We start from the raw sequence: 20,737 nt of genomic DNA on the forward strand, positions 1-20,737 counted from the left end.
GAAACGCGTGTGTTGGAATGGTTGGCCAAAATGAAGAAAATAAGCCCAAAAACCGAACGCCGGGGTTTTTTGGGGGGGCCGGGCCTTCAGTCTGGAGAGTGGCGGGCGCAGCGGGCTTTTACCACTGGAGGGTGGTCGCAGACGGTCCCCCAGCTTTGGGAGATCAACAACCGGACGTACTCCGCATGGGAGGACAGGTCGGGCACACTCCCCCCCGGCTCCCCGGCCGGAAGCCAACGTTCGGGAAAGCCCCCCCGCTCTTCGGCGATCTCTTCAAGCTGCGAAAGATACGGGGTAATATCCCGGTCCAGGTCCAGTTCATAATGGGCGCGATTCCCGATGGTTACCACCGGCAGTCCTTCCGGCTGTTCCTCTGATGTTCGGCCGTAAGAGGGACTTTCAATCAGGGCGTTTCGGACCCCGGGATCTTCCGGGGCCAAGAGGCCGAACCGGACTCGGCGGAGCGCTGTTTCCGGGTTCAGGGAGTCGGGCCCGGTTTCATGAAGGCTGTCCCTCCACCGATCGGCTCTTTCCAGGTACAGGCGGGCCGAGTCGGAATCCCCGCAGGCTTGGGCCAGATTGGCGGCACAAACCAAGGCGGCGATACAGATTTCCGGGTCTGTCGACCCTTCGCCGGCCCGGCAGAGGAAATCGGCTGCCGGCCGGATTCCTGTTTCATAGAGACGGTTGGACTCCAGATGCCACGCCAACAGAATGGCGCCGGCCATTTCCGCGGAAGCGTCCATTCCATTGGAACCGGGAAAGCCCCCTTCCTCCACTTGCCGTCGAAACCATTCTTTTACAGCCTTCCTGGGAGTCCGGTGTTTCCCGGCCGCCCATAGAGCGGTCAAAACAGGGCAGAGTTCCCGGACGGACCCACTCCAGCCGTCGGATTCCAAGGTCCGAAGGGCTTGGGTGAAAGATTCCCGTCACCGCTTTCTCCGACAAGGAAAACCAGACTTTGGAGTGGTTATTCCGGGCGGTCCCCCACCCCTGGTTCCATTCCCGCCGGACCGTGTGAGCGGTTGGGTGTTCCATATCGAAACCTCCCGAATGTTCATCCATCATTCTTGCCATATCTCCATCTTACCAAACCCGTGGGGTTCAAAAGAGACAAAATTTTCAACCGGTTCATTCCTCCCTTCCACCGTCACCCTCTTTCGCTTCCCGCCGGGCAACTATGGTTAAAAAAGGAGTTATCCGAGTGTGGGGTGATTTCTTCGGAAAGATACCATCGGCATTGCTTCAGACGGCTTGGATATCGTATTCGTCTTACTCACGGTTGACCTGTTTCCGCTTCGGTTTTGAGAGAGGGTTCCCCGGTTTCCGATCCAACCGGAAGACAGGTCCGCAGGAATTCCCCCATCTGACGGGACTCCTTTCCGTAAACCGGTTGTAAGATTCCATCCCTTGCCGGTAAGATCGGAACCAAGAAGTTTGGAAAAAGGTCCAAGTGAACCAAACTGAAATGGAAAGGGGAACCAAACGTGAAACCATCCAGTTGGATGACTGTCGCGATCATTATCATTTTGACCGCAGCCGTATTGCCCTCCGATCTTTTCGCTCAGACCAAAGTCGTCTCCCCGGATCACAAAGAAGACCGACGGGGTTTGCACCGGATGGAGAATGTGGATGCATGGGGGGGTCGGGAAGGTTTGTTCAAAGAAGAGACCTCCATCAAAAAGTCGGGTGAAGGCGAGGTTCCGATCCGGGCGAGTCCCATGGAGGCTGACCGGATCCGAAAGCTGGGTTTCCGACCTTTGAGGATCCTGGAAGCCAACAAAAGGTGGAAGGATCCGGGAGTGATCATGGCTGGGTCCGTTGTGGTCCCCTCTCTTTGTTTGAAAGATCCTTAGAAGCGTTGTGATTGATGGTCAGGCTCAGAAATAAGGGAAGCGTTTACCCCGGGGCTTCGGGTAAATGCCGCCGTTCACTTTTAGGAAGGTCATCCACATTCCATCTTTGAAGTCCACTGCTTTGGCATCCTGCCGGCAAGGGGGGGTCAGGGGACGTCAACCTTTTTCCTGAAGAAGTCTCCGAACGGCTGATCCCTGCCTTTCCGGGCTTCGGAGCGGACACCCTTCTTTTTTCCCTTCCGGGCATCATGGGGCGGGCGGAAAAATCGTGATGGACCCGGAAGGAAATCCAGAGGCCTGAGACGCTCCGTATACGGATCGGGGTCCGGGGAATCAGGAGCTTGCAAGAGCGGGGCTCGGCTCGGTGACCTGGGCCCGGGGATCATCCGACGATCGGTGCTTCCATTCAGTACTGCCGTTCGTTATTCCGGTTGAAATTTTGATGTCACAGAAGGGAGGGAGAGCTTTCTGACAAAACCGATGGCACATAAAAGTGGCCCGGTACCCCCTTTCAGGGAGAGGCCGGGCTGATTGTTCGATTCCGGGTTTCAGCGGGAACGGAGTTTTTTTCGGGCCAAGCAGCTAAAGCACTGTGAAGCCGGTGATCGACGGCCGCTTTTTTCCGTTTGTGGGAAGCCTCAGGTTGTCGTCGGGCCGGCAGTTGTTCCAAGTCCCGAAGCATCTGTTCGTCTCCTGCGGAAACCACCCCGCTCTCTCCCTTGCCTTGTCATTTCCGTCCCGTCCTGGAATGTGAACGGGAAATCCTCCTCCGACGAGGAAGGCGAAAAAGAGGAAACACCCGTCGTAAAAAGCGGGTGTTTCATCCGTTTTCCTCCATCCTCTTTCGTTCCCGGCTCCCCGGCGGTGCCCAGATGGTGTACCCCGGGGCGAGGAGGTCCGGATCCGTCCCGAAACGGCGGATGAGCAAGGGGGCCAATTCCTTCGGAAACCGGTCGATGTGGTGGGCGAGAAAGCCGGCCCCGTATTGTTTGTAAGTGGGATGGCGTTCCGACCCCTCCCGGCCGTAAAAATGTTCAAAGCTCCCGTTCCAGTAGGCTTCCAAAATGCCCAGTGCGGCTTCCAACCGGACCTCGACGGTTTTGGTCGCGTCCCGGACAAGGGGCCAAAGTTCCTCCAGGATCCCTTCCCGTTCCTCCCGGGTCCATGCCATGGTTGCTCCCCTCCCGACTTCCGGGCGGCTCCCGGCACCGGGAACCGCCCCGGGCATTCCCCATAATAGACGATAAACAATTTTCCATATATAATCAAATTGACGAATTTTCGGCACACGGTGACAACCTTTCGGCAGCTTGTACAGGGGGGAACCGAATGGGAAACGTTCCGATGGCGGACACGATGTTGCGGGAAGTCCTTCACGGGATCAATGAAGGGATCCATGTGGTGGACGCAGAAGGACGGACCGTCTTTTACAACCGATTTGCGGCCCACCTGGACGGAATGAAGGAAGAGGAAGTCCTCGGGCACCACCTGTTGGAGGTGTTTCCCTCTTTGACTCCCAAAACCAGCACTTTGTTGAAGGTGCTCCGGACGGGAGAAACGATCGAGAACCAACAGCAGAGCTATACCAACCGGCACGGCAAGCGGATTGTGACAGTCAATTCCACCATGCCGCTGCGGGTGGAGGGAAAACGGGTGGGGGCGATGGAGGTTTCCAGGGACATCACAAGAATCCAGGAACTCTCAGAGAAAGTGATCGATCTCGAAAGACGGATGCAGAAACCGGTGAAGGGCCAGCGGCGAGAGGGGGGCCTCTACCGGTTTGAGCAGATTCTGACCCGGAATCCCGCCATGATGCGGGAGATCGACCGGGCCCGTCGGGCCGCGGCCACCCGGTCCCCCGTCCTGGTGATCGGGGAGACGGGGACGGGCAAGGAGTTGATCGTTCAGTCCCTTCACTCCGCTTCGCCCCGCCGCCATCGCCCCTTCATCACCCAGAACTGCGCTGCGATCCCCTCCTCTCTCCTGGAAGGCCTTCTGTTCGGAACGGCCAAGGGGGCGTTTACGGGGGCGGAGGATCGGCCGGGCCTGTTTGAACTGGCGGAAGGGGGGTCTTTGTTTCTGGATGAGATTCATGCGATGCCCGTCGATCTGCAGGCGAAGCTTTTGAGAGCATTGGAAGACCGGGCCGTCCGTCGTGTGGGAGACGTCCGGACACGGTCGGTGGACGTTCGGATTCTGGCCGCCACCAATGAAGATCCGGAAGTGAGCGTTCGGGAGGAGCGCCTCAGAAAAGATCTGTATTACCGGATCCATGTGGTCGGGTTGGAATTACCGCCCCTTCGGAATCGAAGGGAAGACATTCCCCTTTTGACCCGGCACTTCATCCGGAAATACAACTACCGGTTTGAAACCCTGGTGACCGGCGTAACCAGGGAAGTGGAGGACCTGTTCTCCTCGTATGACTGGCCGGGGAATGTCCGGGAGCTGGAGCATGCCATCGAAGGGGCGATGAACCAGGTGGAGGGAGATCGGATCGGTCTGGCGCACCTGCCCCGTCACATGGAGGTCGGAAAGAGGGTTCCGTCGGATCTGGAAGCCGGGGAAAGCGAACCGTTGCCCCGACTCTTGGCCCGCGTGGAAGAGCGGGCCATCCGTCAGGCGATGGATTCGGTCGGGGGAAATGTCCGCCGGGCGGCTTCCCGCCTGGGAATTCCCCGTCAGACCCTCCAATACAAGCTCCGGAAACTGGGGATTCAGAAGGAAAGAGGATTCAGCCGTGAGTCATGAGCAAAAGGAGTGCCGGATTTTCGGCGCTCTTTTTTTGTGAGGGGAAATCCGGTCCCGACTTCGCCGCGATTTTTTCGCTTCCAGCGGTTGGCACCCTTTTTGCTTTTTAAATATGGAACGAGGAGGGGGTGACGAGGTGAAACCAAAAAAGAAAGGCCACCGGTTCGGGTTGCACCGGGTATTGGAGCCGACGGGGGTGTTGCCCCAGCCGTCCTGGAAGTTGGACCCGGAACCGGTCTGCTGTGACAACGAACTTTTGATCGAGGTAACCCGACTGAACATCGACTCGGCATCCTTCAACCAGATGAAGGAGGAAAGCGGGGTTGACCCGGAGGGGGTGAAGGAGCGGATTCTCTCCATTGTCCGGGAACGCGGAAAGATGCACAATCCCGTCACCGGTTCCGGCGGAATGCTGATCGGTCGGGTGGCGGAGATCGGCCCCGCCTTTCCCGGGCGGGAGCTTCGACCGGGAGACCGGATCGCCGCCTTGGTCTCCCTTTCCCTGACTCCGTTGTCCCTGTCGGCGATCCAATCAGTGGATATGGAAACGGGTCAGGTGGAAGTTTGTGGAACGGCCGTCCTGTTTGCCAGTGGCCCTTATGCGGTCCTTCCCGACGACCTTCCGGAACCCCTGGCCCTTGCCGTCCTCGATGTGTGCGGGGCGCCGGCCCAGGTCGCCCGCTTGGTGCACCCCGGACAGACCGTGGCCGTGATGGGGGGCGGTGGGAAATCGGGGCTTCTCTCCCTGTACCAGGCCCGGAAACAGGCCGGGGCGGAGGGACGGATCCTGGCCCTGGAAGCGGGTGCAGGGGCATGTGAAGCGATTTCCTCCCTCAATGTGGCGGACCACGTGATCCGGGTTGATGCCCGGGATCCGGTGGCGGTACTGGAGGCAGTGGAACAGGCCACCGGAGGAGCCTTGGCGGACCTGACCTTCAATTGCGTGAATGTTCCGGGTACGGAACTCTCGACGGTCCTCGCCACCCGGGACGGAGGAACGGTGTACCACTTCAGCACGGCCGTCCGTTTCACCACGGCCGCCCTGGGAGCGGAAGGGCTGGGCAAAGATGTCCACATGATGATCGGAAACGGGTTCGCTCCCGGTCATGCGGAACGGGCGTTGGAAATCCTGCGGGAATCGCCCGGGGTCCGGGCGATATTGGAAAAGCGGTACCAAGTGACGGCGGGATAGAGGTTCGACCCCCCTTGAAATTCCGGAGAAGGATGTGATCGAAAGTGGCTCGGGATTGGCGCGAGATTGAACTGTGGAAAGACGTGACGGAAGAACAGTGGAATGATTGGTTGTGGCAGTTGACCCACACCATCCGCAAGCTGGAGGATCTGAAGAAGGTTGTGAACCTGAAAGAAAACGAAGTGGGCGGTGTGGGGATCAGCAACCAGACCATTCCCCTGAACATTACCCCCTACTATGCCCTGCAGATGGATCCGGATGATCCCTCTTGCCCGGTCCGGATGCAGTCGGTCCCCCTGTCGGCGGAGCTGGAACAGACGAGATATGACATGGAGGATCCGCTTATGGAGGATACCGACTCCCCCGTTCCGGGGCTGACCCACCGGTATCCGGACCGCGTTCTCTTTCTGATCACCAACCAGTGCTCCATGTACTGTCGCTACTGCACCCGACGCCGGTTTTCCGGACAGATCGGAATGGGAGTGGGCCGCCCCCAGATGGATGCCTGCATCGATTACATCCGGAACACTCCGGAGGTGCGGGATGTGCTGCTTTCCGGCGGGGACGGACTGTTGGTGAACGACCGGGTGCTGGAATACGTCCTTAAAAACCTGAGAGAAATCCCCCACGTGGAAATCATCCGGATTGGAACACGGGCTCCGGTGGTGTTTCCGCAGCGGATCACCGAAAATCTGTGCAAAATCCTGCGCAAGTATCATCCCGTTTGGTTGAACACCCATTTCAACCACCCGAAGGAATTGACTCCGGAAGCCCGCCGGGCTTGTGAAATGCTGGCCGACGCCGGGGTTCCCCTGGGGAATCAGGCGGTGATTCTGGCCGGAATCAACGATTGTCCCCACATTATGAAGAAGCTGAACTATGAACTGGTCAAAAACCGGGTCCGACCCTACTACATCTATCAATGCGACCTCTCCGAAGGGATCAGCCATTTCCGGGCTCCGGTGTCCAAAGGGTTGGAGATCATCGAATACTTGCGCGGCCATTCCTCGGGCTACTCCGTTCCCACCTTTGTGGTGGACGCCCCGGGAGGCGGCGGGAAGATCCCGGTGGCTCCCAACTATGTGATTTCCCAGAGCTCCCGAAAAACGATCTTCCGGAACTTCGAAGGGGTGATCACCTCCTACCCCGAACCGGAGAATTATACGGAACACGATTCCGACAACTGCGAATATTGCCGCGCGTCTGCAGGGAAAAACATCGGCATCGCTTCTCTGATGTCGGACGAACGGCTCAATCTGGAACCCAAGGTGCTCACCCGGGAGAATCGCCGTGGGGACTTTGAACGGAAAAAGAGGAGAATCCGCAAAGAAAATTCCGCCACAAAGGCCTGACCCATGCAGGACCGATGGAAAAAGGGAAGGGTTCATTCCCTTGCCGTGGTGGGCCTGGCCAAAAACGCGGGCAAAACGACGGTGCTCAACACCCTGGCTTCCCGGTTGGAGGCGGAGGGCCGCTCTGTCGGATTCCTCAGCATCGGGGTGGACGGAGAAGAGCGGGACGTCTGGACGTTGAAAAAAAAACCCCCCGTCGTTCTCCCTCCTGGAAGCCTGGCGGCCACCGCCGCCTCCCTTCTCGATGAAAAAGGAGGGGATTGGGAACTTTTGGAGACCACCCCGCTGAACACCCCCCTGGGGCCGGTCACCTTGGCCCGGGCCCTGCGGCGGGTCCGGGTGAAACTGGCCGGTGTGACAAGAAAGGAAGGGGTCCGGGAGGTCCTCACCCGGTTTCGGGAACGGGGAGCGGAACAGATCCTGGTGGACGGCGCTTACGACCGAAAAGCGGCGGCCAGTCCCTGGATCACCGATGCGGCGATCTGTGTCGCAGGAGCCGCCATCGCCCGATCCCTGGACGGTTTGATGGAAAAAACGGAGGAAGCGGTCCACCTTCTCACCCTCCCCGAAGCGAAGGATCCCCTTCTCCGGTCGGCGGCGGAACAGGCCGTCACCGAAAATCGACTGGTGGGGATTCGAAAGGGCCGGGTGGAGGCACTCCCCTGTTCCTCCCTTCTCCTCGCCGATCGGGTGCGGGAGGTGCTCGACGGGGGGGAATGGCGGGGTTTGGCCCTTCCCGGTTCCTTGACGGACCGGGGTTTGGAACGGTTGAGAGGCGCGGGACATCCTGTTGACCTCGTTCTGGCGGATCCCACCCGTGCCTTTGTTTCCCTTCGTTCCCTCCGGCGTTTTTACCGGGAGGGGAGCACCCTTTCCTGTCTGCGGGTCGTTCGTTTGGCCGCCGTCGCGGTCAACCCCGTCAGCCCCTCGGGATACACCTTTGATCCGGGGGAGATGAAGGAAAGGACGGCCCGGATTTGCCATCCCGTTCCGGTCTTTGACGCGGTCCGGGACGGGGTCGATGGATTGGAGGAGATCAAGCGGAACATAAGCGGGGGATGAACGGTGTGGATGGATGACCTTACCCGGCGGGCTCTCCGCTGGGAAGATGTGTGGTCGAAGTTTAGGCCCCGGACCCCGATGGGGCAGCGTGCCAAAGAGTCGCTGCCCCCTTTCATGCCCGGGGAGGAAAGCGAATGGCAGGAGGTCCTCACGGAACAACAACAGCTCTTGCAGGCTTTCGGCAACGATCCGGCCGGTGCGGACCGTGTGGATTACCACCTGTCCAGACTGACGGACCCAACAGGCGTGATCCGGATGCTGGAGTCGGGGGAAGTTCCCAAGGTGTCGGACTGGTTCCGGGTGAAGACATTTTTGTGGCACGGGGAAAAACTGTCTTCCCTGATCCGGAAGGCGGTGCCCCGGTTCCGCATGGAGACGGCGGCGGAGGAGTGGGCATCCGCCCTGCGTCTCTTGAATCCCGCTCCTTCCCTGGGGCCTTCTTTTTCCCTTTCCGATGACTTCGACTCCCGGTTGAAGGCGCTCAGACGGGCGTGGGAAGAGGAGGATCGCCGGGTGCGGGAGACGGCGGAACGGACCGCCCGGGATGTGGAACGGGATTTTCCTCTTCGGCGCAACGGGGAAGGAGAGTGGGTGGTGGACCGTCGGTCCGGCCATCTCCCTGCCCTGGAACGGGACTCCCGGATCCGGCGGGTGAGGGAGACCCCCTTTGATGCCGTGTTCCGGCCCGTTTCCACACCGAAACGGAAAGAAGCCCTCCGTCGACGGGAGATTGCCGCCGCCCGGCTGGAAGCCGTCCAAGGGGAGGTGTTGGAAGGACTGGCCGCCTCTTTCCGTTCCCGGACCGGATTCCTGACCCGGGCGGTGGAGGAGATGGGCCGGCTGGATCTGCAGCGGGCCCGGGCAGAATTGGCGAAAGGGTGGGGGGGTGTCCGACCGGAACCCGATCCCGATGTGTTCCGGATCGTGGGCGGGGTCCATCCCGCAGTGGCTGCTTCCCTGGAATCCAAGGGCCGGCGGTTTTCACCGGTGGATGTGACGGTTCTCAGGGGGGCGACTGTGATCATCGGTCCCAACATGGGCGGAAAAACCGTGACCCTCACCACGGTGGGGTTCATCGCCGCCTTGGGGCAGTACGGGTTTTTGGTTCCCGCCCGTTCCTGTTCCATGCCCCTGGTTCCCTGGATCGTCGGGATCATCGGTGATGCTCAGGAGACCCGGAGCGGCCTGAGTACATTCGGGGCGGAAGTGCGGCGGATCGTCGGGTCTCTGGAACGGGGCTCCGACGGTCTCCTGCTCATCGATGAACCGGGACGGGGGACCAACCCGGTGGAGGGGGGCGCCCTCGCGGCGGCGCTGACCCGGCACCTGGCGAAACGTACCCTTTGGTCCCTTCAGGTGACCCATTTCCGGGAAGTGTTGGAGGTGAAGGAGGCCCGGGTGTATCGGGTGGCGGGTTTGTGGGGTCCGGGCGCCCTGTCTCCGGAGGGGGCGGAGGAACCTTGGGAAAGGGCGTTGGAAAAGCGAATGGATTACCGGCTCCTTCCTTGGTCGGGGGAACCGATGCCTCGGAACGCTCTGGACATCGCCGGCATACTGGGATTGCCCCCGGACATTTTGCGTGAGGCCCGGAAGCGGATCGGAGAGAAATCGGACGGATCGATGGAGAACAAGGGGGTTGGAAAATGAACGGGAAACTGCGGCTGAATCCGGATCAAATCCGCCGGGCGAGAAAGGCGGCGGCCCGGATTGCCGCCGATGTGGACACCTGCATCGGGAAGCGGACGACGGTGGCGGTGGAACGGACGGTTTTGCGGTTGATGGGGGTCGACGGCGTGAATTTGGACGGGGTCCCCCTTCCCAATGTGGTGGTGGATCGCCTTCTGGAAAAAGAAGGCCTGTCCGCGGGGGCTGCCACCTGGGTGGTGAACGCGTCGCTCCATTACGGTCTTTCTCCCCGGGAGGTGGCGGAGCAAACGGCCGCCGGTTCCCTGGACCTGGTCAGTGTCCCCCGGGCCGGGCGGGAATCCCTCCTGCGGGAGGGGAGCCGGCTGGCCGCCGGGGGCCTGGACCGAATCGCTGCCAGACGCCGGGAACGGGAAGAGAAGATCGCCCGCCTCGGGGAAGGAAAGAAACCGTATCTTTATGTCATCGTCGCCACCGGGGACATATATGAAGATATCGTTCAGGGGAAATCCGCCGCCCGACAGGGGGCCGATATCGTGGCCGTCATCCGGAGCACCGGACAAAGCCTGATCGACTATGTACCCTATGGCACGACAAGGGAAGGGTTCGGGGGGACGTATGCCACACAGGAGAACTTCCGACTGATGCGACAGGGGTTGGATGAAGCGGGGGAGGAGGTGGGCCGCTACATTCGCCTCTGCAATTACTGTTCCGGACTCTGCATGCCGGAGATCGCAGCCATGGGTGCGATGGAACGGCTGGATGTCATGTTGAACGACGCCCTCTACGGAATTCTGTTCCGGGATATCAACATGCAACGGACCTTGATCGACCAGGCATTTTCCCGCATGATCAACGGTTATGCCGGGATCATGATCAATACCGGGGAAGACAATTACCTCACCACCGCCGACGCGGTGGAGGCTGCCCACACGGTGCTGGCCTCCCAGTTCATCAACGAACAGTTCGCCCGGATGGCCGGCCTTCCGGCAGAGCAGATGGGGTTGGGCCATGCCTTTGAAATGGACCCGGACCTGGAGGACGGGTTCCTGATGGAGTTGGCTCAGGCCCAGATGTCCCGGGAGATTTTCCCCAACGCTCCCCTGAAATACATGCCGCCGACCAAACACATGACCGGAAACATCTTCAAAGGGCACATTCAGGACGCGATGTTCAATCTGGTGGGCATCCTTACCGGTCAAGGGGTGCAACTCCTCGGCATGATGACGGAGGCGATGCATACTCCCCATATCCACGATCGGAAGCTGGCGATCGAAAACGCCCGGTATATCTTTCACAACGCCCGCCGTCTGGGGGAAGAAATCCGGTTTGTTCCCGGGGGGCGAGTGGAAAAGCGGGCCCGGGAGGTGCTGGACCGGGCGGTTGGAATGTTGGAAGAAGTGGAATCCATCGGCCTCTTCGCCGCTCTGGAACGGGGGATGCTGGCGGATGTGAAACGGAGCCGGACCGGAGGGAAGGGGCTGTCGGGGGTTCTGGAAAAAGGGGAGGATTATTACAATCCCTTTGAGATCGAACTGCGGAAACGGCTCGGCCTCGGTGGGCGGGAGGAGGGAAGCGCCCATGAAAGTGGACTTCAAACGAATTAAACCTTACGGGGACACGATGGATGACGGAGCGGTCCAACTCAGTTTTTCCCTCCCCGTTCCCTGCGGAGAGGAGGCCCGGGAAGCGGCGCGGCAATTGGTGGCCAAGATGGGGATGGAAGAACCCCAAGTTTATCACATGGCCGACTTGGGGGAAGGGTACACCTATTTTATCGTGTACGGGAAGTGTACACACACCGTCGACTTCTCCTCCATCCGGATACCCAAAGTGGAAACGGACCGGATGGACTTCTACGGGATCAACCGGTTCATCCGGGAACGGATCGGGCGCAAAGTGGTGGTGCTGGGTGCCTGTACCGGAACCGACGCCCACACCGTCGGCATCGATGCCATCATGAATATGAAGGGGTATGACGGGGAATATGGTCTGGAGCGGTATCCCGGGATCGAAGCCTGGAATCTGGGCAGCCAGGTTCCCAACGAGGAACTGCTCGCCCAGGCAATCGAACGGAACGCCGATTCCCTCCTCGTCTCCCAGGTAGTGACCCAGAAAGGGGTTCACATCGCCAATCTGACCCAACTGGTGGAACTGACCGAAGCGGAGGGGTTGCGGGAGAAACTGATTCTCGTCTGCGGAGGCCCGCGCATCACCCACGAAATGGCCCTGGAACTCGGCTTCGATGCCGGTTTTGGCCCCGGTTCCCTCGCACCTGACGTGGCCTCCTTCATCGTCCGCGAACTGGCACGCCGCAGGGAGGAAAAAGAGAGAACCGGGTCGTGATCAACCGGTTTCTCCGGGGAAGAAACAGTTGGGGGGCTTCTTTCCTGTAAAATCGTTGGGGAAGAAGGCGAACGACCCATCATGAACCGCCCCTGCCTTTCAACATGAGAGCATCACACAAACCCGCCCTGATGGGCGGGCTTTTTTGCTGAACTTCTTCGATGGGGTATAGAAGCGTTGTGATTTCATGATTGTTTCGTGAAAAGGGGAAGCGTTTACCCAAAATAGCGACTTCTGTCCTGCTCAGCAGAGAATCAGCCTGTAAGGGCGTTCAGGGGCAAAAGCTTCTCTGTGTTGCATCCGCAGGCGTTTTCCCCCTGCCCGCAGCAGGCGGCAACGTGAGGGAGCCTCCCAGAGAGCGGGACGCCGCCAATATCATACCCCGATTCGTGTAAAATCAATGCATTCTGCTCGATTCGGCTCCTGAAGCACTGGGCCAACCGTATTCAACCCTCTTTTTTTCAAAAAAAAGGATTTTTTCTTCGTTTTGGGGTAGATTTATATTAACACTTTCGATTCAAAGCGTTTTAAGTTTGGGTTTGGATCCGGTTTCCCGATGGCGGGGCCGGTGCCAACCGGAATCGTCTCTTTTGAATATCAGAAAATTTTTAATCAATCGGGGTTTTTCCCGGAGAAACGGAGGGGGACGGAATGCGGAATCGCAACAGGCACCTTAAGGAAACCGGAAACCGGGTGGTTTACGGCAGAACGTCCATCCGGGGTGTGATTACCGACCAAACCTGCCCTTCCTGCGGGGCGTCCCTCGTCTATTCCGACGAATACATGGCTTATTGCTGTCTTTTGTGCAACACCTGGTTGGAGGATTCCTGCGGGAATTCCGAATGCGAAATCTGTCTTACCCGACCGGACACGCCGCTTCCGGGTCCACCGGAAGGATGTTCCCTTTGAGAATCCGCTGTGCCCCGGACCGATGAAAGAAGGGGGGGAAGTCTTGGATCGCCATTCGGGTGACGGGGAGGGTGATGCCGAAGGCGGTGATCCGAGAAGTCCGAAAATGAAGCCGAGGTTCGGGTCCGGTTTCATACGCTTCTCTCTCCTTCCGGTGGATGTTCACTTGGGAGCCATCCCTGTGAACGCAAGACGTGAAAGGGGAATTCCGCTGTGGAGGGATGGGCGCCGAAAAACTCCGTCATCGACTTCAAAGGAATCCTCATCCGGATCGCCAATCCCAGTGGGGTGAGAGCTTCGGCCACCCGTTCACCGACAGCGGATGCACCCGTCAATCTCCCTTCCTGATTCCAGCGAAGCTTCAAAAAACCTTCTTCTTCATGATCAAACAGACAGGACCGAAAGTTGCGGGAAAGAGGAAGGATGATTTCCCGAACGTTGTCCCCCCCGTCGGCAAGATCCCCGACGGCGGCCGCCTGCGGGTGGTCATTGAAGGAAAGGGGAGTGCTTCGGTAATCAGGAGGAGCGATCTTCCGTCCCATCGCGTGGAGGACCGCCGTCCGGCCTTCCATCATGCTGAAGACCGCTGAATGGGTTTGCCGGGCATCCCCCGCGACATAGAGATGGGGGACGTCACTTTGGCCAAAGGTGTTTGTCGGCACCGTCCCCGAAGAATCAAGAAACAGCGACTTGCTGTCCTGCCCGGCGAATGATCTCACGAAAAATCAAAAACCCTTTATGTGAATGATTTCACATAATTCCAATGTATTCAAAAGAGATGGAATTGTCAACCAAAAATCAGCCGGATGGAGCGCCCTGCCGGCCTCATTCTGGTGTGGCAAGGCTTCCCCTTCGAGATCAAGACCCCTCTATCGTTCCGTTTTGGAGGAGGGGAGGGCTCTGTCCGGTTCATGGACCGCTCATTTCCAAAGCGTTTGTCGAAAAGGAAGGGCCTTCTCGACATTTTTCTTTTCACCGGTTACCATAATGAAAAGGAAGCGTTTTCAAGAAAGAAGAAATGAAATGAATGAATACCCACTCATTTTGTGGTACAATGGATGTGCCATTGTGACGGTGAAATCCGTCCCGAAGGGATTCCGCCGGTAACGGAATCGCGCGAAACGATGAAGGAAGCATTGTCAATCTCCCGTTAACAGTACGAATATTTTTTTTTAGCTGAGTCTTGCGCAAAGGAGTGGATGGTTGTGTCCGTGCTGGAAATCATCAACCTGATCGCATTCATCGCGGTTTTCGGGTACGGGGTGTATTTGGCCGCAAAAGTGGTGTACGCCCGGTACACCTATGTGCGTCTGGGAAAGCCCGCCGATTTCTCCAAAGATATGAAAGCCCGGCTTCACCAGGTGTGGGTTAACGTCTTCGGCCAGAGGAAGATATTAAAAGATCCGAAGAGCGGAATCATGCACGTGGTGATGTTTTACGGGTTCATCATCATTCAGTTCGGGGCGATCGACCTGATCATCAAGGGGTTATTTCCCGGGAAACACCTTCCTCTTCCCGCCTATCCGGTGTTCGTCCTGATTCAGGAGATCACCGTGTTCGCCGTTCTGCTGGCGACCGCCTATTCCTTCCACCGCCGGTATGTGGAAAAGCTGGCCCGCCTGAAACGGGGGTTCAAGGCGGGGCTGGTGGTGATCTTTCTCAGTGTGCTGATGACCTCCATCCTCTTCTCCGCCGGGTTTGAACACGTCTGGGGAGTGACGGAACTGCCCGCCTGGGCCACCCCGGTTTCCACGGTGATCGCCGCCGCCTTTTCCTGGATGTCACCTGACGCGGCAGCCATGATGTTCTACATCTTTTGGTGGATTCATACCCTGGACCTCCTGGCATTCATGGTGTATGTCCCCCAGTCCAAACACTTCCACCTGTTGGTGGCCCCCATCAATGTGTTTTTGAAACGGCAGGATCCGCCATCCAAGCTGAAGCCCATCGATTTCGAAGATGAGTCTCTGACGGAATACGGAGTCAACAAAATCGAAAACTTCAATCAGAATCAGCTGGTGGATCTTTATGCCTGTGTGGAATGCGGACGGTGCACCAACGTGTGTCCTGCATCGGGAACCGGAAAGATGCTGTCCCCGATGGATCTGTTGGTGAAGATGAGAGATCACCTGACGGAAAAAGGCGCCGCCATCACCTCCCGCAGTCCGTGGATGCCGGCTTACGCCTTCAGCGGAGCCAACGCGGCCACCGAAGTGGCGGCCGCCCGTGAAGAGGATGGAAGCTATGATTATCCCGTGGAGCTGATCGGGGATGTCATCACGGAAGAGGAATTGTGGGCCTGCACCACTTGCCGCAACTGCGAAGACGCCTGCCCGGTATCCAACGAACACGTCGACAAAATCATCGACATGCGGCGTCACCTGGTGCTGACCCAAGGTAAAATGCCGGCGGAAGCCACCCGCACCTTCCAAAACATCGAGCGTCAGGGGAATCCCTGGGGAATCAGCAAAAAAGAGCGGGAGAAGTGGCGTGACGGTCTGGAAGAAGGGGTGGAGGCTCCGACGGTCAAAGAACGGAAAGATTTCGAGTACCTGCTTTTTGTCGGTTCCATGGGTTCTTACGACAACCGGAGCCAAAAAGTGATCCACGCCCTGGTCAAATTGCTCAACCACGCCGGAGTGAAGTTCGCCATCCTGGGCAAAAAAGAGAAAAACTCCGGAGATACCGCCCGCCGGATGGGGAATGAATTCCTGTTCCAACAACTGGCGATGGACAATATCGCCCAGTTCCAGAAATACAACGTGAAAAAAATCGTGACGGCGGACCCTCATGCCTACAATGTTTTCAAGAATGAATATCCCGATTTCGGGCTGGAAGGCGTGGAAGTGGTTCACCACACCCAGCTGTTGGCCCGGCTGATCGAAGAAGGCCGTCTGAAGCCGGCGAAGGAAGTGAAGGAGCGCGTCACGTACCACGATTCCTGTTACTTGGGGCGGTACAATGAAGAATATGATGCTCCCCGGGCCATTCTCCGATCCATACCGGGTATCGAGCTGGTGGAGATGGAACGGAACCGGGAAAACGGGATGTGTTGCGGTGCCGGCGGCGGCATGATGTGGTTGGAGGAGCAGTCCGGGGTCCGCGTCAACACCGCCCGGACCGAGCAGGCCCTTGCCGTGAGCCCCAGCCTGATCGGCAGTGCCTGCCCCTATTGCCTCACCATGATGAGTGATGGTGCCAAAGCAAAAGAAGTGGAAGACGATGTCAAAACGATGGACGTTGCCGAAGTGCTGGCGCAGTCGATTGATTTCGGAGAGAAACCGGCGCCGGTGGCGGAAGAGATTCATTAACCCGGGAATCGATCCCGGGCTCTTTTTTCAAGATGGAGACGGAACATTCAAAAAAAGGTTTTTGCAAAGCTTTAATTAAACGAATAGTATTGATATTGTGATGGGTTTGAGCATGTGCTATGTTGGAAGACGATAAGGAGAAACCTCTCACAGGAGGGAACTCCAAGCACCTTGAAAACCGAAGACCAAAGAGAGGTTGGCTATGAAAGATTATCATTCCGTATTGGGAGTAAGCCCGGAATCTTCCCAGGAAGAAATCAAGCGGGCTTACCGCAGGTTGGTGCGGCAATACCATCCCGACGTCAATCCTTCCCCCGAAGCGGAACGGCAGTTCCGGGAGGTGCGGGAGGCTTATGAAGCCCTCAGTGCCCGGCCCTGCTTCCCTCTGCCCGAAGGGGGGAACGACGGAACGGCGAAGGATCAAGGGACCGGGAAGGAGAAAGCAGAGCCCCCTTCCCCGGAACCTTCCCCGCCGCAAGACAACTCCTACGGGGAGCCGCCGGAGGACGAGCCAGGTGAAGCATTCGGGGAGACCGATTCCGAAGACACCGAAGAAGAATCCGGCATCTCGGAGGAACCTTCCGGAAAGGCAAGGCGTGACCCTGTCACCGGCTCAAGGGCGGACACCCGTCGTCAACCGGGGGGGGAAGGGTGGAAATGGGCATTCACCGTCTTTATTCTGTTTCTTTTATTCGTCATTTCCACCAGGATCGCGGACGGATTTTTTCAGGATCCGAACCGGCTCATCTTGGAACACCGGCATCAGAAGTGGGAAATCGATCTGAATCAGATCGGCTATGACGGGGAGAACCCGGACAGCATCAACCGGAAGCAGCTGGATGCCTGGCTGGCGAAGGTGCGGCGCGAGGTGGACCGGCCGCCCAGAAACGCCCGCATCAAGCATTTGGGGGATCCGATCCGCCCCGCCAAGAATGGGAAAGTGATGGATGTGGATGCGGTGCACCGAACGTTGGAAAACCTCCCGGCCATATTGAACAAACCCCAACCCATCCCCATGAAAAAGGCCGCTCCGCTGGTCGTGGAACGGGACCTTCTCCGGGTGGACCGGAAACGGATCAGTTCTTACACCACTTACTTTAAGGGGGCCAACCGGGAAAGGATCCACAATATCCGGAAGTCGGCGAACGCCCTGGATGGGCGGGTACTCAATCCCGGAGAAGTGTTTTCCTTTAACCGGGAAGTGGGGAAACGCTCCCGGGAAAGGGGTTATTTACCCGTGCCTTCCCGGGTGAAAGGGGAGTTCAGCGAAGGGGTGGGAGGGGGCGTTTCTCAGACCTCCTCCACCTTGTTTAACAGTGTGGATGAAGCCGGAATGGAAATCATTTACCGCTTTTCGTACGGAAATGGGGCAACCTATGTCCCTTCCGGCCGCGACGCGACGGTGGCGTGGGATGCGCCGGACTTTCAGTTCAAAAACAGCCTGAAAGAACCGGTCTTGATCCGGGTGAACACCGATGATCGTTCGATCACGGTGGAGCTTTATTCGACCCCGGAAGCCGAAGTGTCCCCGCGTTCGGTTCCACCGGCTCCAAAGGGGCTTCCGGTCGATGTTCCCACCGATCCCGAAAGCCCCTCCGACCGGTTGGATCCCGGACAGGAGGGATCCAACGACCAGGGTCCGACAGGAACCGGTACAGGCGGGCAAAGCGGCGGTGCCACCGGCAGCACCGGTGAAACCGATACGTCCTCCACCGGCGGAGCGGACACCTCCGGAGACGGAGCGGGCGGAAGCACAGGAGGTGAAGAAACGGAAACCGGCGGAGACACTTCCGACACAGGGGACTCCACCGGGAATGATGCAGATGGCGGAGACACCGGTGAGGACAACGGCAATGACACAGACGGAGATACCGGCAATGCTGAAGGAGGCGATTCGGACGAAGGGGATTCCTCCCCGGGCGATGATTCCTCCACCAGTGATCCCTCCGCCTCTTCCAGTACGGTGGAAGGCGGGGACGGCGGATCATCCGTGGCCGGCAGCTGACAGAATCCGATCCCTTCGCCACCGGAGAAAGGCTGGATGATGAACCTTCGGCCCGCCCCTGATCAGGGGCGGTTTTTTTGTTTCGGGAGACAAAATTTTCTGTTTATTGACAAAAGAAAAAAGAGCATTGTCAACACAGAAGAAACAGAGTAATCTTGATATTGGAAGCGTTTTATTTTTGGTCGGATTCCGAGCGAGCGCTCGTTAGGAAAATTCCCTGGAGGTGCTGGATTTGAAGGAAACGGTTGTACTTGGTGGGGCACGGACCCCTTTCGGGAAGTTCGGAGGCGTAATGAAAGACCTTTCCGCTGTGGATCTGGGCGGAATTGCGATCCGCGGAGCCCTTGACCGGTCCGGGATCCCGGATGAAGCGGTGGAAGAAGTGATCATGGGGATGGTCCTGCAGGGAGGAGCCGGCCAGATCCCCTCCCGTCAGGCCGCTCGGAAAGCGGGTCTCTCCTGGGAAGTGGGAACGGAGACGATCAACAAGGTTTGTGCGTCCGGGATGCGGAGTGCCACCTTGGGGGATCAGATCATCCGGGCGGGTGACGCCGACGTGATCGTGGCCGGGGGTATGGAGAGTATGTCCAATGCTCCGTACATCCTTCCCGGAGGCCGTTGGGGTCATCGGATGGGGGACGGCAAAGTGGTGGACCTGATGATTCATGACGGACTCTGGTGCGCCTTTGACGGAGTTCATATGGTGGTCCACGGAAGCAATGTGGCTGCCGAATACAAGGTTTCCAGGGAGGAACAGGACCGTTGGGCATTGAGGAGCCATGAACGGGCGGTCGCGGCCATTGAGTCCGGCAAGATGGCGGAAGAAATCATCCCGGTTCCCGTGAAGGGCCGAAAAGGGGAAACCGTGGTGGACACCGATGAAGCCCCCCGCCGGGACACCACCCTGGAGAAATTGGCGGGGTTGAAACCGGTATTCCTCAAGGATGGAACGGTAACTGCGGGCAACGCTCCCGGTGTGAACGACGGCGCTTGCGCCATGGTGCTTTCCTCGGCGGAAAAAGCGGAAGAACTGGGAGCGAAGCCGGTGGCGCGCATTCTGGGTCATGCGGCGGTGGCGATGGAAGCCCGGTATTTTCCCATTACTCCGGCCCATGCGATCCAAAAATTGTTGAAAAAGCACGACCTGACGCTGGATCAGATCGACCTTTTGGAAGTAAACGAAGCTTTTTCCGCCGTCGCTCTCTCCAACGGAAAGATCCTCGGTTGGGATGAAGAGAAAGTGAACGTGAACGGCGGGGCGGTGGCTCTCGGACACCCGATCGGTGCCAGCGGAGCGAGGATCATTCTTACCTTGATCTCGGAGCTGCGCCGCCGCGGAGGAGGACTCGGGGTGGCGGGGATCTGCAGCGGTTCCGCCCAGGGAGATGCCGTTCTGATCCGGGTTGATTGACGAAAACAAACCAAGGAGGGGAATCCCCTTGAGCATTCGGAACTTCACAGTAGTGGGGGCCGGACAGATGGGCAGCGGGATCGCCCAGGTGGCCGCCCAATCGGGATTTACGGTCCGCCTTTTGGATCTGGAGGAAGCCTTCGTGCGGAAAGGAATGAGAGGGATTGATAAGTACCTCTTCCGCCAGGTGGAGAAGGGACGGCTGACAGAAACGGAAAAGGGCGAAGTCTTAAGCCGGATCCGGCCCACCACCGACCTGGCCGAGGCTGTTCGTGAAACAGATATCGTGGTGGAAGCGGTCGTCGAAAACATGGAAGTAAAAACGGATCTTTTCAAAAAACTGGACGAAAAAGCCCCCGGGCACGCCATCCTGGCCACCAACACATCCTCCCTGCCCATCACCGGGATCGCTGCGGCCACCCAGCGGCCGGATCATGTCATCGGAATGCATTTCATGAATCCGGTGCCCGTCATGAAACTGGTGGAGGTGATCCGGGGACTGGCCACTTCCGACAATGTGTTCGAGGCGGTGGAGAAGCTGGCCCGAGACATGGGGAAGCACCCGGTGGAAGTGAACGATTCCCCCGGATTTGTGTCCAACCGCGTGCTGATGCCGATGATCAACGAAGCGGTTTACACCGTATACGAAGGAGTCGCCGAACCCGAAGCGGTGGACGAAGTGATGAAACTGGGCATGAATCATCCGATGGGTCCGTTGACTCTGGCGGATTTTATCGGCCTGGACACCTGTCTTTACATTATGGAGACTCTGTATGAAGGCTTCGGCGATCCCAAATACCGTCCCTGCCCCCTTCTGAGGAAATACGTGAAAGCGGGCTGGCTGGGCCGGAAAACGGGAAGGGGCTTTTACACTTACGAATGAGACAGCGGCCATCGGAGC

17 protein-coding genes and 1 pseudogene are annotated in these 20,737 nt (G+C 58.4%); 13 read left to right on the forward strand and 5 right to left on the reverse strand.

Annotated features, from left to right (window positions below; translation table 11 throughout):
- Positions 1–86 precede the first annotated feature (86 nt).
- Together C8P63_RS05075 and C8P63_RS19980 are read right to left on the reverse strand one after the other, a co-directional pair.
- On the reverse strand, positions 87–851 hold the full coding sequence (locus tag C8P63_RS05075) for a hypothetical protein (RefSeq protein WP_146172114.1): 765 nt from the start codon (positions 849–851) through the stop codon (positions 87–89).
- Between the two features lie 37 nt (positions 852–888).
- A pseudogene (locus tag C8P63_RS19980) lies at positions 889–1,077 on the reverse strand (hypothetical protein); the annotation flags it as partial.
- A 410-nt stretch (positions 1,078–1,487) separates the two neighbouring features.
- Between C8P63_RS19980 and C8P63_RS05085 the strand changes: the two are divergent.
- Positions 1,488–1,856 carry a hypothetical protein gene (locus C8P63_RS05085; RefSeq protein ID WP_108022265.1) on the forward strand — a complete coding sequence of 123 codons (369 nt, stop codon included), beginning with the start codon at positions 1,488–1,490 and terminating at the stop codon, positions 1,854–1,856.
- A gap of 511 nt (positions 1,857–2,367) precedes the next feature.
- Here C8P63_RS05085 and C8P63_RS18740 read toward each other — a convergent pair.
- Together C8P63_RS18740 and C8P63_RS05095 are read right to left on the reverse strand one after the other, a co-directional pair.
- Positions 2,368–2,562, reverse strand: a complete 195-nt coding sequence (locus C8P63_RS18740) for a hypothetical protein (protein ID WP_146172115.1) — start codon at positions 2,560–2,562, stop codon at positions 2,368–2,370.
- 114 nt (positions 2,563–2,676) lie between these two features.
- Positions 2,677–3,027, reverse strand: coding sequence for a hypothetical protein (locus C8P63_RS05095; protein WP_108022267.1), 351 nt, complete (start codon positions 3,025–3,027; stop codon positions 2,677–2,679).
- 158 nt (positions 3,028–3,185) lie between these two features.
- On the opposite strand from C8P63_RS05095, the gene C8P63_RS05100 reads away from it, so the two are divergent.
- The 8 genes from C8P63_RS05100 (at position 3,186) to C8P63_RS18745 (ending at position 13,109) form a co-directional block, all read left to right on the forward strand.
- Positions 3,186–4,604 carry a sigma-54 interaction domain-containing protein gene (locus C8P63_RS05100; RefSeq protein ID WP_108022268.1) on the forward strand — a complete coding sequence of 473 codons (1,419 nt, stop codon included), beginning with the start codon at positions 3,186–3,188 and terminating at the stop codon, positions 4,602–4,604.
- Positions 4,605–4,740: 136 nt separating this feature from the next.
- Positions 4,741–5,796, forward strand: coding sequence for an L-erythro-3,5-diaminohexanoate dehydrogenase (gene kdd / locus C8P63_RS05105; protein ID WP_245920705.1), 1,056 nt, complete (start codon positions 4,741–4,743; stop codon positions 5,794–5,796).
- A 44-nt stretch (positions 5,797–5,840) separates the two neighbouring features.
- On the forward strand, positions 5,841–7,148 hold the full coding sequence (gene kamA, locus C8P63_RS05110; protein WP_108022270.1) for a lysine 2,3-aminomutase: 1,308 nt from the start codon (positions 5,841–5,843) through the stop codon (positions 7,146–7,148).
- Positions 7,149–7,151: 3 nt separating this feature from the next.
- Positions 7,152–8,210, forward strand: coding sequence for a lysine 5,6-aminomutase reactivase subunit KamB (kamB, locus tag C8P63_RS05115; RefSeq protein ID WP_108022271.1), 1,059 nt, complete (start codon positions 7,152–7,154; stop codon positions 8,208–8,210).
- Between the two features lie 9 nt (positions 8,211–8,219).
- On the forward strand, positions 8,220–9,857 hold the full coding sequence (gene kamC, locus C8P63_RS05120; protein WP_146172116.1) for a lysine 5,6-aminomutase reactivase ATPase KamC: 1,638 nt from the start codon (positions 8,220–8,222) through the stop codon (positions 9,855–9,857).
- Positions 9,854–11,461, forward strand: coding sequence for a lysine 5,6-aminomutase subunit alpha (gene kamD / locus C8P63_RS05125; protein ID WP_108022273.1), 1,608 nt, complete (start codon positions 9,854–9,856; stop codon positions 11,459–11,461). The genes kamC and kamD overlap by 4 nt, the downstream gene beginning before the upstream one ends.
- On the forward strand, positions 11,436–12,200 hold the full coding sequence (gene kamE, locus C8P63_RS05130; protein WP_108022274.1) for a lysine 5,6-aminomutase subunit beta: 765 nt from the start codon (positions 11,436–11,438) through the stop codon (positions 12,198–12,200). The genes kamD and kamE overlap by 26 nt, the downstream gene beginning before the upstream one ends.
- 651 nt (positions 12,201–12,851) lie before the next feature.
- The gene (locus C8P63_RS18745) at positions 12,852–13,109 is read left to right on the forward strand and encodes a hypothetical protein (RefSeq protein WP_146172117.1); all 258 of its coding nucleotides are present in this window, start codon (positions 12,852–12,854) and stop codon (positions 13,107–13,109) included.
- Positions 13,110–13,240: 131 nt separating this feature from the next.
- Here C8P63_RS18745 and C8P63_RS05140 read toward each other — a convergent pair whose 3' ends face one another.
- Positions 13,241–13,828, reverse strand: coding sequence for an NAD(P)/FAD-dependent oxidoreductase (locus C8P63_RS05140; RefSeq protein WP_108022276.1), 588 nt, complete (start codon positions 13,826–13,828; stop codon positions 13,241–13,243).
- A gap of 480 nt (positions 13,829–14,308) precedes the next feature.
- On the opposite strand from C8P63_RS05140, the gene C8P63_RS05150 reads away from it, so the two are divergent.
- From C8P63_RS05150 to C8P63_RS05165, 4 genes are all read left to right on the forward strand, one after another.
- A complete protein-coding gene (locus tag C8P63_RS05150) occupies positions 14,309–16,420 on the forward strand; it encodes a (Fe-S)-binding protein (protein ID WP_425437245.1) in 2,112 nt (703 codons plus the stop codon).
- A 202-nt stretch (positions 16,421–16,622) separates the two neighbouring features.
- Positions 16,623–18,425, forward strand: coding sequence for a VanW family protein (locus tag C8P63_RS19710; protein WP_108022279.1), 1,803 nt, complete (start codon positions 16,623–16,625; stop codon positions 18,423–18,425).
- 232 nt (positions 18,426–18,657) lie between these two features.
- Positions 18,658–19,836, forward strand: a complete 1,179-nt coding sequence (locus C8P63_RS05160) for an acetyl-CoA C-acetyltransferase (protein WP_108022377.1) — start codon at positions 18,658–18,660, stop codon at positions 19,834–19,836.
- 28 nt (positions 19,837–19,864) lie between these two features.
- Entirely contained in the window at positions 19,865–20,719 is an 855-nt protein-coding gene (locus tag C8P63_RS05165; RefSeq protein ID WP_108022280.1) for a 3-hydroxybutyryl-CoA dehydrogenase, read from the forward strand.
- Positions 20,720–20,737 lie beyond the last annotated feature (18 nt).

Origin of the sequence: Melghirimyces profundicolus (genome assembly GCF_003054245.1) — a bacterium.
Lineage (GTDB): Bacteria > Bacillota > Bacilli > Thermoactinomycetales > DSM-45169 > Melghirimyces > Melghirimyces profundicolus.

Coding starts and splice junctions, on each gene's coding strand:
- kamE (WP_108022274.1), top strand. CDS start 11,436: ATGAAAGTGGACTTCAAACGAATTAAACCTTACGGGGACACGATGGAT.
- C8P63_RS05095 (WP_108022267.1), bottom strand. CDS start 3,027: ATGGCATGGACCCGGGAGGAACGGGAAGGGATCCTGGAGGAACTTTGG.
- kamB (WP_108022271.1), top strand. CDS start 7,152: ATGCAGGACCGATGGAAAAAGGGAAGGGTTCATTCCCTTGCCGTGGTG.
- kamD (WP_108022273.1), top strand. CDS start 9,854: ATGAACGGGAAACTGCGGCTGAATCCGGATCAAATCCGCCGGGCGAGA.
- C8P63_RS18745 (WP_146172117.1), top strand. CDS start 12,852: ATGCGGAATCGCAACAGGCACCTTAAGGAAACCGGAAACCGGGTGGTT.
- C8P63_RS05150 (WP_425437245.1), top strand. CDS start 14,309: ATGGTTGTGTCCGTGCTGGAAATCATCAACCTGATCGCATTCATCGCG.
- C8P63_RS05100 (WP_108022268.1), top strand. CDS start 3,186: ATGGGAAACGTTCCGATGGCGGACACGATGTTGCGGGAAGTCCTTCAC.
- kamC (WP_146172116.1), top strand. CDS start 8,220: ATGGATGACCTTACCCGGCGGGCTCTCCGCTGGGAAGATGTGTGGTCG.
- C8P63_RS19710 (WP_108022279.1), top strand. CDS start 16,623: ATGAAAGATTATCATTCCGTATTGGGAGTAAGCCCGGAATCTTCCCAG.